A 15,254-nucleotide genomic window follows, 5' to 3' on the forward strand; every position below is an offset into this window, starting at 1 on the left:
CCTTGCAGAATGGCAGAACTCAACAGGCGGGACGACTACGCAGACCGCAGGCGTCAGTGGCGCCAGCATGCGACGGCAAAGCCCCGCGAGTGCATCGCGGGTTATCGGCGTCGCCGCCACAAGAAATCGTGGCATCCTGCACGAGCAACGTACAAGATTGGTCTGATCCGACGGTACCGAGGCCGACTACTCGGCGTCGCAATGATTTTGCTGATCGCCCAGCTTCAGTGGGGATGGCTTCCGGACGCAATCCACGCCATTCCCAAGGTTGTTCCCGCTGTCATCCCCATGGCGCGGGCTGAATGGAGTGGTCTCTCGGACTCGGTCAAGGCTACCGCAGAGGGGCAGTTCAGGCTCGCGGTCGTGCAGGCCCTGGGGGCTGGAGGTGCGGCTCTCGCTCTCGCCTATACGGCACGCACGTACCGCCTGTCTTATCGCGGCCAGGTCACTGACAGGTTTAGCAAAGCGCTGGAACGGTTGGGAGCCCAGGAGCCGTACATTCGGGTCGGCGCCGTACACGCCTTGGAACAGATTTTGTACGACGCACCAGATCAGGCGGGGCCAGCCGCCCAGGTACTCGCGTCCTTCGTTCGGGAGCGCAGCACGGTTACGGACGATGACGATATTCGTCTGGATGACCGGTCCACACCCGACGATGTTCAGATCGCCCTCACCACCATGACCCGGATCAACATCCGCTCGACATGGCCACTCGATCTATCTGGGCTGTCGCTGCCTGGGGCTGACTTCCATCGAGCGGACTTGTCCGGGGTGCGGCTGTGTGAGTGCCGTCTCACTTCCGCGAATTTCTACTTTGCGCGCCTTGCCGAGGCTGACCTGACGCGGGTCCAGTGCGAAGGTGCAGTCTTCGACCAAGCTGACCTCGAAGGCGCAGTCTTGGACGGCGCCGATCTCAGCAAGTCCCGGTTCAGAGATGCTGATCTCGCCGGGGCATTCATGGGCGACGTGTATCTCCAGTGGGCCCATTTTGAGCGGGCTCGAATTGTCAAAGCCTTCCTTGGAAACGCCAAGGCCGAGCACGCCCTGTTCGATGACGCTGACCTTCGTGGCGCGCGCCTCGCCGACGCAAAGCTGCGCGGTACTCGGTTTCGTGGCGCACGACTCGATGGCGCAGATCTGGACAACGCCGACCTCCACAAAGCGGATTTGTACTGTGCGAAGGGGCTCACCCTTGAACAGGTTGTCGCCGCGCGCCCGACGTCATGGACAATGCTTCCCCAAGCCATAGGGCGAAATCCACGTGTTATCAAGCGGATCCTGGAAGTCGAAGCAGAGCAAGGCATGGGCGAATCGAGACGCATAGGCTTTAACGAAATCGCGCGCCGCGTCGGTATCGCGGTCTCCGGTGAGTAACGAAGCCGCAGGCTAATCCGCAACGTTTACGCAGCACTTCGATCGGCCCTCGACCCGAGGGCCCGCTGGAGTCGCGCGGTGGCCGCGATGCAGGCCCGGCGTGCCGCCGTGCTGGCGGTTGCTGAGGCCCACGCCCCGACAGTCCGGCGCCCTCCCCGCAGCGCGGATGCCGGGGATGCCCTCAGCCTGCCTTCGCCATCACCAACCCCTCTGGGACTACGACCTGTCGCCAGCGAGGCCCGGCCTCTCTAGAGCCTGCGCCACGACGTCTGTCTCAAGGTTGCCGCCCGAAAGAACCCTGTGCCCCGCCCCCGACCGGCAGGTCTCGGCCCGATCGGCGTGCGACTGGAGTTACCCAACGCCGCGCCGGTCAATCACGACAGGAAGCGTGAATTCCGCCCCGTGCTCACCCTGCTACTTGACGATGTGCCGCTTCACAGGGCAGTTGGCCGGGATGGCCAGCCAAGCCGTCTTCATCTCTCTGCGGCTTCTGAATCCCCATGCACCCTTGGTCAGTTCGTGGACGATGTGCAGGCCGCGCCCGCGCTCGGTCAACAGCGCGCACAGCGCCTCCAGGCCACCACCGCGGTTCTCGTCCGCCGGGGAGAACGGCGGCTCTGCTGGGAACGTGGGAATCGCCGGGATGCGTGGATCATGATCCTCCACCTCGCAGATGACTTCCGCAGCGGTGCGCCGGAGCCGCATCTCGTACGGCCCCACCGCGTGCTCGGTGGCGTTGGCGACGAACTCGGAGACGGCCAGCACCGCATCGCTGATCACCTCGCCGTCGAAGCCGAGCTGGTCGAGGGCACAGCGCAAGGCGGCACGGGCCTGGGCCGGTGCGTCCGGAGTGCAGCTAGTCCATCGCCACACGACACAGGGGGCGGCACTCAGGGCTCGGTTCGCGGTCATCGCAGCCCTCCCCGGGCCGCGTGACGGCCCCGCACGACGCGGCGATGGCGGCCGCGTCCGGGGCGTACGCAATCGCGCGCTTCACGCAGCGCGAACGGGCCAGCTGCCGTCACGAACGGCAGCAACAGCGCAGCGGTGAACAGAATCGGCGCCACGACAGGGACCTCCCCGGTGATCGCAACTGGGACGCGACCACCACACCGTGGGTCCTACGAAGAGCGGAATACCGCTCTCACCCGGTCTTTCAAGAACTCTTCGTTGCAAGAGGCAGGGCATCGCCGAGCGAGATCGTTTCATCCTGAAATTGCAGGTCGCGGTACGGGTGTGTTTCGTGACGGGGTGCTCGTGCTGGCCGGGGACGTGATTGTCGGCGGGAGACTATTGGTCATCGCTGGACTTCGGAGTTCGACAGGATAAGCAGAGCCGTCAGCAGGGTGGTGGAGTGACGGGTATTCATACGGACCTTGGTCAGGGCGGGCCAGGCCTTCAGTTTCGCGAAACCGTGCTCGACGGCGGCGTGTTCGAGGATGACCAGCCGGTTCGCCTCCTTCTCGGCATCGGTGAGGCGGTGGGAGCGGGGCGCTTTGTGGCCCGTGATGATGACGGGGTTGTCCTTGGGGTGTCGTCCAGTCCGACGAAGCCGAGGTCGGCCAGGGCGCCGAGCCCGGCCGCACGCAGGTGGACGGCGATGTGGTCGTGCCGGGCGTCGGTGATCTTACTGGTTCGGCCGAGGAGAGCCGAGGAGATCCAGATCAGGTTGCCCTTTTCGTCGGCGAGGAAGGGCAGGCCGTGGGCCTTGCATTTCCCGCTGTAGTGCTTGCGGTACTCGCTTCCGGTGCGGCCCGGGTGTGGACCAGGGTGCCGCCCAGCTCTATCGCAAGCCGCGTCAGTGCTGCTGGCGCGAACTGGGACGTCGCCGAAAGCGAAACGTAGCGGCTCGACGTGATGCGGCGGCACGCGGCGATGTCCCGTCCGCGTACTGCGGCATCATCCTCAAGTGAGTGTGCCCGGCCGCTCAGTGGCGCGGGGGCGTAACGTCCGGGCGCAGGAGGCGACGAGACTCCCGGCGGACGTCGGGGGCCCTCATTCCTGTTGGCTGAATCGCAGCACTGCTGCGCCGAGCCGCGTTGCGTCTGCAACTCGAAATGGGAGAGCATGTTCGATGCTTGACGTGGCGTGAGCGGATGTTGTGCCGACGGTGATGTAGTCGTGCGCTCAACTGCGGTGCGTGTGTTGAGACAGGTCCGGATGCTGTTCGAGTTGTGGGGGTGGCTTGTGAAGTTCGACATGGGTGAGTCGACACTTGCTGTGCTGGGGAAGCAGACGTCGGGGTCGAGCGACGATCTGGGCGCGCTGATCCGGGCGTTGGTGTCGGCGGCGGAGCCGTTGGAGGGGAAGTTCAACGGTGCGGGGAAGGCGACGTTCGACTCGTTCAAGTTGCGGGCGGATGAGATCACGGCGGCGTTGAACGGTGCGTTGTCGTCGATTCTGGGTGGTCAGGTGGGGATGGACGAGGCGTTTGGTACGGGTGTGCAGGAGCAGTCGGACAACGCGCACAAGAACATGGGCGCGGCCAACTTCCAGGCGGCGCGCTTCTCCGGCTGACCGCCGCTGATCAAGCTGTTCAACGGGGCCTGTGAGCGGTCCCGTACATCAACTTCGCTTCGACTCGGCACGGGGAGTGGTTTGGCATGGCTGGTAATCAGGATCGGCGTTCGTACGACACCGGCGCCTCCGCGGACGTACAGGGCAGCTTGCATCTCATCATCGGGAACCTGGAACGCGTGCTCGGTGACCGGGACCGGGCCGTGAAGGCGGCCATGGCCGACTACCAGGCCGACGGTGTGTCGGATGAGTACCACGGCAAGGAAGTGCGCTGGAACAAGGCGGCGAATGAGGTGCGGGAGATCATCCGGCTGGTGCGTTCGACGCTGGAGGAGAACGACGGGACGGCGCAGACGACGCTGTCGCGGGCGCGGGCCGCGGTCAACAACATCGGCTGAACAGGCTCAGCGTAAGCGCGTTGAGGTCCTGGACGGCAGGCGTGCGGTCGGGAACAGAGAGATCAAGGGGGGCGTGTGATGACGGCGTGGGACATCGAACCCGGTGGCGTCCGGGGAGTACTCCAGCGGGCCGGGACGGCGGCCGAGACCATGGCGACCGCCGGCAAGCAGATGCAGAAGACACTGCCGCAGGCGGCCAAGCATGCGGGGACCATCGCTGAGGGTGGGCACGAGGGGCAGGGAACTCCGGGACCGGTGGGGTCCGCCCTGGGCGTGTTCTTCAATCAGTGGTCGAAGAACCTCACGTACATCGCGAAGCGGACGGGGAGTTCGTTGAACGGCGCCAACCGGGCCACCCTGGAGTACGTCAAGGGTGACCTGGATATGGCGGCCAAGAAGCAGGGCACGGCGCTCGCGGAGATGCCGATGCCCGACATGCCCGGTGTCGGTGGTGGCGCGCGGGGCGGTGGCAAGTGAGCAGCGAGCTCATTGACCCCAATGGCATACCGCAGTTCACGGGCAACCTGGAACAGCTTGAGCGGGACGCCACGGACCTCAGCATGGAGGCATCGCTGTTCCGCACCAGCGGCGGTCAGGTGCACTCCATCTTCCAGGGACTGTCGGCGTTCTACGAGGCTCCTGAGGCGGAGGACCTGTTCGCGACGACCAAGCCGGTGGCCACGCGGTCGGACGCGTTCGCCGACCAGTTGGAGAAGGTCGCGCAGGCGTTGAGTGACTACGCGACCGAAGTGCGTCCGCTGGCCAAGAAGCTCAAGCAGCTGCAGATCGAGGCCAGTGCTTTTGTCATCGATGACGTCTCGACCGATGACGACTGGCGCAAGGACCAGGACAAGGTCGACCACAACAACCGGCTGGTGGACGAGGTCAAGGCCGCCGCCCTGGCTTTCCAGGCCGCTGAGATCGAATGCCACAACAAGATCACCGCGTTGGTCGACGGCATCCAGCTGAAGCCGAGCAGCGACGGCGAGACCAGTTGCGGCACGTATGGCTACACCGAGGAAGTCCTCGACCAGGCCGAAGTGCTTCCCTGGGGTGCCAAGGCTGAGCGGGACTACGACGGCATCGAATGGCTTGCCCGCAAGGCAGTGGACTTCGGCAAGGGCTTCGTCGTGGACGGCATCGTCGGCACGGTCAAGGCGTTCGGCACGCTGGGAGGCAAGGACGGTTGGGGTGCGGCCGGGGAGGCGTGGACCAACCTGGCCAAGTTGGGCACCGGCCTGACACTCACCATGACCCCGCTCGGCGGGGCCTTTTGGATGGCCAAGGACGAGCAGCTCCCGGGCTGGCTGCGGGATTCCCGGCGGGCGGTGGTCGAGACCGGCAAGGGGCTGATCGCCTACGACCAGTGGGGCAAGAATCCGGCGCGGGCGGCCGGGCTGGTGGGCTTCAACGCCCTCACGATCGTGGCGACGCGGGGTGCGGGGGCCGCGGCGAAGGGCGGTGCAGCCGCCAAGACGATGGCGGTCGTCAGCAAGGTCGGCCGCGGGGTCGACCCGTTCACGTATGCGGCGAAGGGCGTCAAGTTCGCGGCGGTCAAGGTCGGGGATCTGGTGGCGCCGCTGCGGAATGGTGGCCGGGCGGGTACGTACGCGGGGATGGCGGACGGCCCCTACCGCCTGGTGGACGAGGGCGCGGGCGCGCCTGTGCGACCTGCGACTGTGCCAGACGACGCGCTGCGGTACGCCGATGACAAGGGCAACACGGTCTACCTGACGAACAAGGGAGATCTGCTCGACGAGCACGGCAAGATGCTGCAGAAGGCGGAGGACGCTCCGGCAGAGCGCTTGGCGCGGCAGCGGGCTGCCGAAACCGACGGTGCGGTGCCTCCCGGCGTGCGGGCTCCGGAACAGCCTCCTGTGCTGGCTGGAGCACGTGCGGGCGACGGGGCGAGTAGTGCTGTTGGTCGTCTCGGGGAAGACGTGCCCGGTGGTGGCCCAGCCCATATGCCCGGTGGCACTGCGGCACACGTTCCTGGCAGCGGTGCCGCTGATGACATGGGTCGGGGTGCCTCCGCAAGTCATGAGCCGCCGGGCGGCCCGTCGCATACCTCCTCAGCGCACCACGGTGACGCTCCGCCCCGTACCGACCATGGTGGCGTCACGGGCCATCATGCGACGGATGGGCCTGAGGCAGGCACCGCCCCGCACGGGGATGGACCTGGCGGGGATGGCGGCTCTGGCTCTGGGATGCACGAGTCAGGTTCTGCCGGCAGAGCTGATGAAGGCGTTCGGCTGGAGCCCCAGCCTGATTGGCACGGTGCCAGCGCCGACCGTATGAGGCATCACAGGCTTCCAGCGGTGGATGTCAGCCGTCTCTCCCCGGAAGGGAAGCTTGCCGTTCTCAAGAGGGAAGCCCTCCGCCTCGCCGAGAAGGCGAGAGCAGCTGTCAGAGGAGACAACCCTGGCAGGCACCAGCTGGATACCGGGTGTGCAGGAAGTCTTCTCCACGACAACGTGGTCACAGTGCACTCCAGCACTACGAAGATGCATGGACAGAAGCTTCCGCATACGCACGAAGTGCTGAAAGAGATATTGCAGCGGATCAGTGATGACTATAATGCTGGGCGGCTGGATAGCAAGGGATCTGGGCACGGCAAATGTGCCGAGATATCCCTGATCAGTGACCGCCTGCATCAGTTGGATCCAACAGGTACTAAGATACGTACTGTGGCGGACGCCCGGCGGGCGCTGGACGGCGCCGTGATGCACACTCGGCGAATCGGAGATTTTGTCCGTGGGAAGACCGGTGAAGTGGTAGGCAGGCATGGTGATTACATGCGCCCCTGTGACACCTGTAAGCATGTGCTTCCACAGCTTGGGATTCGGGCGTACGAGTGAGCTCTTCGTGAAAGGGATGATCCGTGACCACCATTACCCCATCACCGGAAGTGCGCGAGTGGTTGAGCCGGAACGGTTGGTCTTCCGGTCGAGATATTGGTGCGGAGGCTGAGGAACTCGTACGCATAAGGTTGCGTGATGCAGAACGGCAGGGTGAGCGGCTGACGCCAGTCGATGCAGCTGTGCGCATCATTCGTGAGTACGGCGGGCTGCGGCTCGCTCACCCCCGAGTGACTGATCTTGTGATGGAGATGGATCCGACAGGCGGCTACGACGGGGATGCGGCGGCAATTTTGGAATTGACTGCGAACCTCGGTAAGCAGCTCTTCCCCGTCGGTTATGAATCCCGCGAGTATGGCCTGATCTTGGTCGATGAGATCGGCAGATTTTTCCACCTGCATCACACAGGGGCATATTTCTGGGGCTCTGGCGAATACGAGGCCTTTGCTTTCTTCCTGGGGCGTGAGGACGCTTTGGATGCGGAGGATTTCTTTGTCTAGGCAGTTCCCGGAGATTTCGTCATCGTTGCTTTTGGGTGACATTGTCGTGAGTCATACGAGTCTGCTGGGTGATGAAAGCTCTAATCTTCATCCGGCTGTGCAGGAGTTCGTAGGCCTGCTTCCAAGCGAGCAGCGAGACGGGTTCGACGGTCGCTGCGCTGAATCGATTCTAGTTTCCGATCAGCTGTGGCGACTCGACGCAGAACGGGACGACGGGCGCGCGACGACCATGCGTGACGCCATCGGACACTTCGAAGGCGCAGTCATGACGTCGCGTTTGATCCGCCCTGAAGGTGACCCCAATCACGGGAAGCCTGCTCAGCCGTGCGCCGTTTGTGCAGCACTTCTTGACGCCTTGTATGTGCAGTTCGTCGGCTGACTACGCGACTCGGGAGGAAGAGCTGGCAGCCCAGGACTGCCAGCTCTTCCCGGCCTGCTTGCCCCCCTCAACCGCCTGACCGAGGCACCCTCATCCGCCGAGGCCACCGCAACCAGGCCATCCAGACCGCCCTCGCTCACGACACCGAAGCCCTCGACCATCCGGAAGCGACGAAGCACCCATGACCAAGGACGTCATCGCCCTCACCCCTGCGATGCCCGACGCCATGGCACTGCTCGCCGGTCTGCACGCGGGCGGGCCCGACCTGAGCGTCCACTCCCTGTCCGATGGGGCCGTCGTCCAGTTGCGTACGCCGGACGGCCGGCCTCTGGTCTCCGTCGAGGCGCCCGTGCTCGTCCACACCCACGGAGAGGCCCAGCGCCTGCTCGGCTCCCAAGCCGCGGCGCCCGACGTGCCGTTCTGGTGGACGGAGGCCCGTGCCTCCACCGCCGTCGCCGAGGCGGCGGACCTCGCCGGATCATTCTGCGGTCGCCTCACGCTGCTTCTCGGCGGCACCACCTGGCCTCCGGAGGCCGCCACCGTCCGCGTCGTCCACACGGCCGACGGCCCGACCGGCGAGGAGGCCGTCCCGGCGCTCGACGGTGACCTGCCTGCCGTCGACATCCTCAGCGACTCCACCGCCGTCGTCCTCGCCGACCGTCCGGTCGTCGCCCTGACCGCATGGCTCTCGGAAGTCCTGCGCGTGTCGGCGGACTCGGGCAGAGCACTGCACATCGTCACCCCACCCCACGCCCGCCTGAGCCTGCCGCTGCACACCGCCCTGACCGGCCCGCCGAACCGGTGGGTGGTGCAGGCTCCCGAAGGCGGCTACTTCGACGGCCTGTCCGGCGCTGTGCTGCACTGGCGGGAGGGCACCTTCACGCCCGCCCCCGGCGACGACGGCGAGACCATTGCGGCTGAGGGCTTCGCCCTGCCCGAGCCTCCGGCCGAACAGCAGCTCACCGTCTCCCTGCGCACGCTCCACGCCCCCGACGCCGACCTCCTCCTGGGCCGTTCCCTTGAGACCGCCTGGCACCATCTCACCGGTGCGGCCCCGGCGGGCTGGGGTACCGCCGAACCTGTCAACCTGCCCTGGTCGCCCCGTCAGTTGACTGCTCTGGCCCGCGACCGCGCACCTGCCCCGAGTCACCTCCTCGCCGTCGGTCACCCCGAACGCCCCGCGATCGCCAGCCTCAGAGTGACCCGCACAAAGACCGGCGTCGCGGAGGAAGCCTCGCTCACCCTCGGGTACGCGAACGACGAGCACCCTCCCTTGGACGCCCTGAAGGCGCTGGCCGAAGCCCTTGCGGCCGGGCCCGGCCTGAGCGCCATGCTTGTGACCCTGCGCCGCGCCCGCCGCGACCTCACGGTTCCGGCCCACCTCGAAGGCGCCCCCATCCCCGTCGCCTTCACGCTGGGCGCCGCCGACGTACGAGCCGTCGGCCTGGACCACGCCCGTCGGCCGCCCCTGCCCCAGCGCCCCGAGGCACTCGGCCCCGCCACCAGCCCGGCTCTGCACTACCGCTTGGGCGACGGCACGGATCCCGACGCCTGGAACACCCTCCAGACGCTCACCCGACACCTCAAAAGCGCGTAGCTCGGCCGACGATCGGGGCCGTGGCCGTACCCGGGCACCGACAGATCGCCGCAGCACTCCCATGGGGCCGCTGATGCCGAGCCTGCTGGTCGGTCCCGCCGTCTACGGCCAGCTGCCACAGTGATCGCCACCCCAATACTCTCGCTACACCGAGACCGAGGAGGACCAGGTGCTTGAGGGCGTGCTCATCGCCGAAAGCCTGCGTGTTGGGACCGAGATGAACAGGATTTCGCTGCAGGTCACCAAGATTGCGCGGATCGAAGTGGCCACCACGGCGCCCGGCCAGCCCCGGCAGTGGACCCTCCTGGACTTCGCCGCCGCGGAAGCCGACGCCGAGTCGCTTGCCGAGCAGATGGCAGCCCCTCTCGCTCCGACGGGAGGCTGGTACGTCAACTACAACACGGCCACCGAGGCGTTTGTGATCTTCCCCGGCAAGATCTTCCGATACCCGCGCGGCCAAGCCGAGGGCCGTCGGTCAGCCGAGACCCACGGACGATCCATCGGCATCCCCGAGCCGCAGCTGGACTGGCAGGACTGACCCCTCACTCAGAACGAGCCGCACCTATTGGAGCATCAGGGACCAGGCTCGGTCGCGATTCCGTGGTAGTCGCCCAGGGAAGTGGATGGCTTCTGAAGCGCAAACCTCAGTGCTGCTTCGCTGAGCTGAATCGATTCCATGAGGTCGTCGTGGAAATTGGGCGGGAGTGATCCTCTGCCGAGCCCGGCATCGTAGGCAATGGTGCGAAGCGGCCATGCCGTATTCGCATCCAGATGGCCGGCGCATGAGCGGTGAGCGAGAAGGTCGCGGGCGACATACGCGTCGGCGTGCTCTCTGGCCTCGTTCGCGAGCATGCTGACGACGCGTTGACATGCCTTTGTGTCGCCCGCGAGGTCTACGGCGCACAGGCCGAGCCGGGCGCGGAAGGCAGCGTGTTCGTGCTCGGAGTCGTCGTTCCCGGTGAGATACCGGTCCACCAAGTCGGTGAGGCCCGGACCGATGGCCTGCCCGGCTCGGGACCGGCAGAGCAGAGTCAAGGTGGCGGCGACCGCTTCTTCCCACGGTGTTGGGGTGTCGGAGGCCGCCAGCAGGGTCAGGGCCTGGTCGTGTTCGCCCGCCGTGCTGTGGGCGAGGACCGTGATCTGGCGTCCGTCCAGGAGCCGTTGGCCGATGGCCTTGTGCTGACGGGCGTGGTGGAGGGCTTCGGGCCAGCGGCCGGCTTGGGCGAGAGCCCGGGTGCCGTCCGCGAGCAGGACCGACCACAGCCACTTCGTGATCTCGCGGTGGTCCTCCGCGCTGGCGGTGAGGTCCTGGAAGGTGACCGTGAAGCCGTCGACGACCCTGTCGGTCTGGGACTTCGCCGCGGTGTACAGCTGCTCGAAGAGCCGGTGGGCGACAGCCCCTCGACCGTCGCGTATCAGCAGCCGCCCGATGTTGATCAGCGGCTGTAGTGCGAGTTTCGCGGTGGCCGCGTCGAAGGGCCGGGCCTTGAGGAAGAGTGTGGCCTGCCGCGTGCACAGTTCCTGTGCGAGTGTGGGCAAGCCACAGTCGCTGGCGGTCAGAGCTGCCAGGTTGTGAGCCTGGGCGGCGCGTAGGAGCGACTGATCGGAGCCGTCGCGGTGGGTGGCGTGGGCCCGAGTGCGGATCTGTTCCAGGCGCACTTCCAGGGGAGGGCAGGGCGGCCTGCTGCGCGGGATCAAGGGGAAGCGCCGGGCGGCCGTCTCGCAGGAGTCCGGTGGTGGCGCGCCGTACGGAAGGTGGGGTGTGCTCACGGTCACGGTCTGCCTCCCGTTCGGGGCTGCCCGGTGCCGATCGATCACCGGCGGCGGTCGCTCGGCATCACCAGGCGACGGTCAGTGTGGTGTCCGGTTTGTGGATCCGGGTCCCCTCCGGCAGCTTCTCGGTCGGGGTGTCGGCGGGGTGAGCGGTGATGGCGGGCTGGGTGGGGCGTTGCTTGTTCCAGCGGTGCAGCAACTCGACGGTGTGGGCGGCAAATGTGGCGGCCTCGGTTCCGTACGCGATCACACCCAGCTCCTCGGACTGGTCGCCAGCGGAACGCAGGGCGAGGTAGGCGAGGGTGCTGGAGCCGTTGTGCAGGGTGGCACCCGACCAGCGCATGGCCGGTGGGACCAGCCCGCGCTGGTGGGCTTGGGCACCGACGGAGAGTCGGCCGAAGTGGTGGGTGGTGGTCGCCAGCCACAGGTCGAGGTGTTCGACTGGGTCGGTGTCGCCGACCGTGATGCCGGTCCATACCTCGTGTGAGGGGTGAGTGAGCGCCTGGCTCAGTCGGCTGACGTCGGGTTCCTCATCGGAGGCGAGGTTGAGGGTGACATCGTCGGCCAATTGCATGGAGCGTCCGGCGGAGTCGGAGGCTCCGCGGAGGGGGACGAAGCCACACACCTTCGCGGATGCGCTGGTCAGGTGGTCCGGGGCCTGGCGGTCGAAGGCGACGGAGCGGGTCAGTCCGGATTAGTGCAGGCGCAGCGGTACCACCATGCGGCCGGTGGGGGCGAGTTGCTGCCACCAGGCGACGGGGATGTCCCAGGCTCCAGCGGTGACGATGATCCGGTCGTACGGAGCCCGGTCCGGGTGGCCGAAGGCACCGTCGGCGCACACCACCTCGACGCGTTCGTATCCGGCTGTGTTGAGCGCGGTGCGGGCGCCTGCGGCGAGGTCTTCGTCGATCTCGATGGTGACGACCGCGCCGGTGGGGCCGACGAGTTCGGCAAGCAGGGCGGCATTGATGCCGGTGGCCGCGCCGATCTCCAGGACCCGCTGTCCGGGGCGTACGTCGAGCTGTTCCAGCATGGAGGCGACCATGTTCGGGTGCGACGCGGAGGACAGTGCGCTGCCGTCCTCGGCGCGCTTGGTCACCACCACCTGGGGCGCGTAGGCGGTGACCAGGTCCGTGCCGGGCAGGAACAGGTGCCGCGGGACGGTGTTGAAGGCGGCTTCGACCGCCGGGGTACTGAACGTGCCGCGGCCGCGGAGGTAGTCGACCAGGCCTGCCCGCAGCCGGGCAGCTTCGTGGTCCTGAGTGGTGTCGGTGGTGTTCACTTCGGTCACCTTAGTGATGTGATCTTGCGCTGGTTTGCGGCTTCGGCCGTGTGCCGAGGCAGGTTCTCGGTGGAAGACGGCCTCCACGGCTGCGCCAGCGATGAGCGCCTGTTGACGTGCGGGTATGCCCGCCCGGTTCCACGCGAACAGGAGGTGATGGGCAAGCACTGCGCGCAAGCCGCGGGTGAGGTGCCCGGTGTGCGCCAGCTCGGCCAGAGCCGTTCCCGTCGCGCGGAAGGCCTCCGGCCATGCGAGCGTCCAGTCGATGCGGTGAGCGCGGGTGGTCAGCAGCCACCGCACGCCGTCGGTCTCGGTGTCCGTGGGTGGCCGGTCGGTCGTTCGGTGGGCGGCGACCTGGGCGAAGATGTCACCCTGCTCGTACCAGTCCTGGTCGGCGCCGCGCAGCAGGGCGCAGGTCAGCAGCACACCCTTCTCACTACGGTGTCGGTCACCGAACTTCCGCAGGTGGTGCAGAAGATGATGACTGTCTGCACGGAACAGGCGGTGGGCGGCGTCCATGCCGTGGGGCCCGCCGAAGGCATGGGTTTCAGGTTCGTACAGGGTTGCCGCCCAGCCCTCGATGACATCGTCGGCGAACAACTTGTGCGTGATCTCGCCGATGGTTGACCGCGCGGTCTCGTCCTGGCCAAGGCGGGGCTGGTAGCGGATGCGCCAGCAGGTGTCCTTGCGGATGAACCACCAGCCAGCGAGAAGCCCGGCGCGCTCGGCCTGAGCGAGCTGCGGCCCGAGATGGTGGACGGCCATCTGCTCGGCGGCCGGTCAGTCGGGGCACCAAAGGCTCATCTGCTGCCAGCCGTGCTCGGGACGCTGCGGAGGGGGCAACGCGGTCATTTTCAGCTGCCCTTCAGTTGATCAGCAGGCAGGTCTCCCACCCGCCCGTCCCGGTCGCCGCACTGTGCAGCACAGCCGCGATCCCGGCGCGGCCCTCGATCAGCCCGATCTGGTCATCCGCGAGCCGCCCGCCCTCGGCGCTTTCCAACAGCGCCGTCAGCAGGTGCGGCAGGTGGTCGGCGAGGGCGCCGGAGCGCGCGTCGGCAGCGGCGTGGCGGGCCGTCGCGAACACCCCGGCCCACCCGTGGCACACCGCCGGATCGCTGAGCCGGGCAAGTTGCACGGGGGCGGCCAGGCAGCGCGCCAGCGCGTCTTCGGCTCGTTCCTGGCGGCAGTGGTCGTCGGTGGCGATGGTGGCCAGTTGCAGGGCGCGCGCGATGCCCGGGGTGCCGTAGCACCACGACGGTCGCCGGGCACCCTCCTGGGCGGAGCGGCCCGCACGTACGTCGACTGAGGTGACGCGCTCGGGCCACCACGGTCCGGCTGGGCTGTCCTGACGCCATGCCTCTAGCCATGCGGTGATCTTCTCGATCGCCTCAGCATGGCCGTCCACCGTGATGCCCGCGCGTGCCGCGAGGGCCACCAGCGCGAGCGGGCCGGCGATCCCGTGAGCCATGCCAAGGTCGGCATGGCCGCCCTCGACGGCCACTCGATCCCATCCGGACGGAACATCCCCGGTCCACCAGCCAGGCACGCTGCCCTCGGCGTCGTCGCGCGCCGGGACCGGTTCGGTCAGCCGCACCATGTACTCCAGGACCTGCCGGAGCAGCGAACCATTCACCTTCCGGCGCAGCAGGTAGGCGCCCAGTCCAGCCATGCCGCGTACGAGGTCGAATTCGCTCAGCGGGGGCTGCGCGCCCGCGTCGATGCGTGTGTGGGCGACCTGTAGCCGGGCGCGTACAAGCCTGGCGACGGCCAGGTCAAGCTGCTGCAGTTCTCGCTCGTAGCGGCCGGGGGCGGCTTCGAGCATGCCGAAGGCGACGGCGGTCGCTCCGTACCACAGTCCGGCCCCGCCGCCGGCGCTGAGCGGTTCGCGAGTGGCGGCCTGAAGCCAGGCGTGCACCGTTTCGGTACCGCCGAGTCCGGCGCGGGCGCGCAGTCCGTGCAGGACGGCGACCCCGGCTGCGCCTTTGGACAGCGACTGGCCGCGCCAGCGCGGGCTGGACGGGCTGAGGTCGCCATCGGTGTCGGAAGGTGGGGGCTCGCGCAGTGCGTCGGCCAGCCGTGCGGATACTGCGGCGGCCTCGTGGCGGAGCTGTGCTGGCAGTACGACAGCGGTGGCTGTGGTCATCGCGAGGCTCCGTCCGCGGGCGCCGTGCGAGCCGACCAGGCCAGTGCCACGGCGCGCGCCGTCCGCTCGGCGCGCTGCTCGGAGTCGGGGTCGATGCCGATGCTGCGGATGTGATGCAAGTGCAGCAGCGACGCCAGTACCGATTCCGGCGATGGCACGTTTGGGTTCTGTTCCAGCCGGACGCTGTACGAGGCGGCGACGCGACGCCGGGCTTGCCACGCTTGGGCGATCAGGTCTCCGCCTTCCAGGGCCCGCAGGGCAGCGTGGTTGTCAGCGGGGTCGGCCAGGTGGACGGCTTGGCGGACATCTTCGCGCACCAGCATTCCGGTCGATCGGCGAGGGCGGCGGCGCAGCAGCCGCCGCGTGCCTGCTGCGCGTCCGCCGGCGCCGCCTCGCAAGGCCAGCCCGCTGACGGCCTTTCAGACGCCCTCTA

15 protein-coding genes are annotated in these 15,254 nt (G+C 67.5%); 9 read left to right on the forward strand and 6 right to left on the reverse strand.

Features of this window, described 5'->3' with window-relative positions:
• The first annotated feature begins 201 nt into the window (after positions 1-201).
• Positions 202-1,374, forward strand: a complete 1,173-nt coding sequence (locus GPA10_RS40000) for a pentapeptide repeat-containing protein (RefSeq protein ID WP_157169706.1) — start codon at positions 202-204, stop codon at positions 1,372-1,374.
• A 414-nt stretch (positions 1,375-1,788) separates the two neighbouring features.
• Here the strand turns inward: GPA10_RS40000 and GPA10_RS40005 are convergent, their stop codons facing one another.
• Positions 1,789-2,286, reverse strand: a complete 498-nt coding sequence (locus tag GPA10_RS40005; RefSeq protein ID WP_157169707.1) for an ATP-binding protein — start codon at positions 2,284-2,286, stop codon at positions 1,789-1,791.
• A 1,275-nt stretch (positions 2,287-3,561) separates the two neighbouring features.
• Here GPA10_RS40005 and GPA10_RS40010 point away from each other — a divergent pair.
• From GPA10_RS40010 to GPA10_RS40045, 8 genes are all read left to right on the forward strand, one after another.
• Entirely contained in the window at positions 3,562-3,891 is a 330-nt protein-coding gene (locus GPA10_RS40010; protein WP_343041863.1) for a hypothetical protein, read from the forward strand.
• 86 nt (positions 3,892-3,977) lie between these two features.
• The gene (locus tag GPA10_RS40015; RefSeq protein ID WP_157169709.1) at positions 3,978-4,289 is read left to right on the forward strand and encodes a pore-forming ESAT-6 family protein; all 312 of its coding nucleotides are present in this window, start codon (positions 3,978-3,980) and stop codon (positions 4,287-4,289) included.
• A gap of 78 nt (positions 4,290-4,367) precedes the next feature.
• Positions 4,368-4,766, forward strand: a complete 399-nt coding sequence (locus GPA10_RS40020) for a DUF6507 family protein (RefSeq protein WP_157169710.1) — start codon at positions 4,368-4,370, stop codon at positions 4,764-4,766.
• Entirely contained in the window at positions 4,763-7,147 is a 2,385-nt protein-coding gene (locus tag GPA10_RS40025) for a YwqJ-related putative deaminase (RefSeq protein ID WP_343041854.1), read from the forward strand. The genes GPA10_RS40020 and GPA10_RS40025 overlap by 4 nt, the downstream gene beginning before the upstream one ends.
• Before the next feature lie 23 nt (positions 7,148-7,170).
• Entirely contained in the window at positions 7,171-7,647 is a 477-nt protein-coding gene (locus GPA10_RS40030; RefSeq protein ID WP_343041855.1) for an SUKH-3 domain-containing protein, read from the forward strand.
• Between the two features lie 46 nt (positions 7,648-7,693).
• A complete protein-coding gene (locus tag GPA10_RS40035) occupies positions 7,694-8,026 on the forward strand; it encodes a YwqJ-related putative deaminase (protein WP_343041856.1) in 333 nt (110 codons plus the stop codon).
• A gap of 181 nt (positions 8,027-8,207) precedes the next feature.
• Entirely contained in the window at positions 8,208-9,623 is a 1,416-nt protein-coding gene (locus GPA10_RS40040) for a DUF6177 family protein (protein WP_157169711.1), read from the forward strand.
• Positions 9,624-9,792: 169 nt separating this feature from the next.
• On the forward strand, positions 9,793-10,161 hold the full coding sequence (locus GPA10_RS40045; protein WP_343041857.1) for a hypothetical protein: 369 nt from the start codon (positions 9,793-9,795) through the stop codon (positions 10,159-10,161).
• A gap of 35 nt (positions 10,162-10,196) precedes the next feature.
• On the opposite strand, the gene GPA10_RS40050 is transcribed toward GPA10_RS40045, so the two are convergent.
• The 5 genes from GPA10_RS40050 to GPA10_RS40070 all read right to left on the reverse strand — a co-directional run bounded on the left by GPA10_RS40050 (position 10,197) and on the right by GPA10_RS40070 (position 15,144).
• On the reverse strand, positions 10,197-11,282 hold the full coding sequence (locus GPA10_RS40050; RefSeq protein WP_157169712.1) for a hypothetical protein: 1,086 nt from the start codon (positions 11,280-11,282) through the stop codon (positions 10,197-10,199).
• Positions 11,283-11,460: 178 nt separating this feature from the next.
• Positions 11,461-11,970, reverse strand: coding sequence for a class I SAM-dependent methyltransferase (locus GPA10_RS42015; RefSeq protein WP_198351851.1), 510 nt, complete (start codon positions 11,968-11,970; stop codon positions 11,461-11,463).
• A 120-nt stretch (positions 11,971-12,090) separates the two neighbouring features.
• Positions 12,091-13,443, reverse strand: coding sequence for a methyltransferase, FxLD system (locus tag GPA10_RS42020; RefSeq protein ID WP_198351852.1), 1,353 nt, complete (start codon positions 13,441-13,443; stop codon positions 12,091-12,093).
• A gap of 100 nt (positions 13,444-13,543) precedes the next feature.
• Positions 13,544-14,821 (reverse strand): lanthionine synthetase C family protein, encoded by a 1,278-nt coding sequence (locus tag GPA10_RS40065; protein WP_157169713.1) that lies wholly within the window; start codon positions 14,819-14,821, stop codon positions 13,544-13,546.
• Positions 14,818-15,144, reverse strand: a complete 327-nt coding sequence (locus GPA10_RS40070) for a hypothetical protein (protein ID WP_157169714.1) — start codon at positions 15,142-15,144, stop codon at positions 14,818-14,820. Before GPA10_RS40070 ends, GPA10_RS40065 begins: the two co-directional genes overlap by 4 nt.
• Positions 15,145-15,254 lie beyond the last annotated feature (110 nt).

It is taken from the genome of Streptomyces typhae (assembly GCF_009755605.1).
GTDB lineage: Bacteria > Actinomycetota > Actinomycetes > Streptomycetales > Streptomycetaceae > Streptomyces > Streptomyces typhae.

Coding starts and splice junctions, on each gene's coding strand:
- GPA10_RS40015 (WP_157169709.1), top strand. CDS start 3,978: ATGGCTGGTAATCAGGATCGGCGTTCGTACGACACCGGCGCCTCCGCG.
- GPA10_RS40000 (WP_157169706.1), top strand. CDS start 202: ATGATTTTGCTGATCGCCCAGCTTCAGTGGGGATGGCTTCCGGACGCA.
- GPA10_RS42020 (WP_198351852.1), bottom strand. CDS start 13,443: ATGGCCGTCCACCATCTCGGGCCGCAGCTCGCTCAGGCCGAGCGCGCC.
- GPA10_RS40065 (WP_157169713.1), bottom strand. CDS start 14,821: ATGACCACAGCCACCGCTGTCGTACTGCCAGCACAGCTCCGCCACGAG.
- GPA10_RS42015 (WP_198351851.1), bottom strand. CDS start 11,970: ATGCAATTGGCCGACGATGTCACCCTCAACCTCGCCTCCGATGAGGAA.
- GPA10_RS40005 (WP_157169707.1), bottom strand. CDS start 2,286: ATGACCGCGAACCGAGCCCTGAGTGCCGCCCCCTGTGTCGTGTGGCGA.
- GPA10_RS40070 (WP_157169714.1), bottom strand. CDS start 15,144: ATGCTGGTGCGCGAAGATGTCCGCCAAGCCGTCCACCTGGCCGACCCC.
- GPA10_RS40040 (WP_157169711.1), top strand. CDS start 8,208: ATGACCAAGGACGTCATCGCCCTCACCCCTGCGATGCCCGACGCCATG.
- GPA10_RS40020 (WP_157169710.1), top strand. CDS start 4,368: ATGACGGCGTGGGACATCGAACCCGGTGGCGTCCGGGGAGTACTCCAG.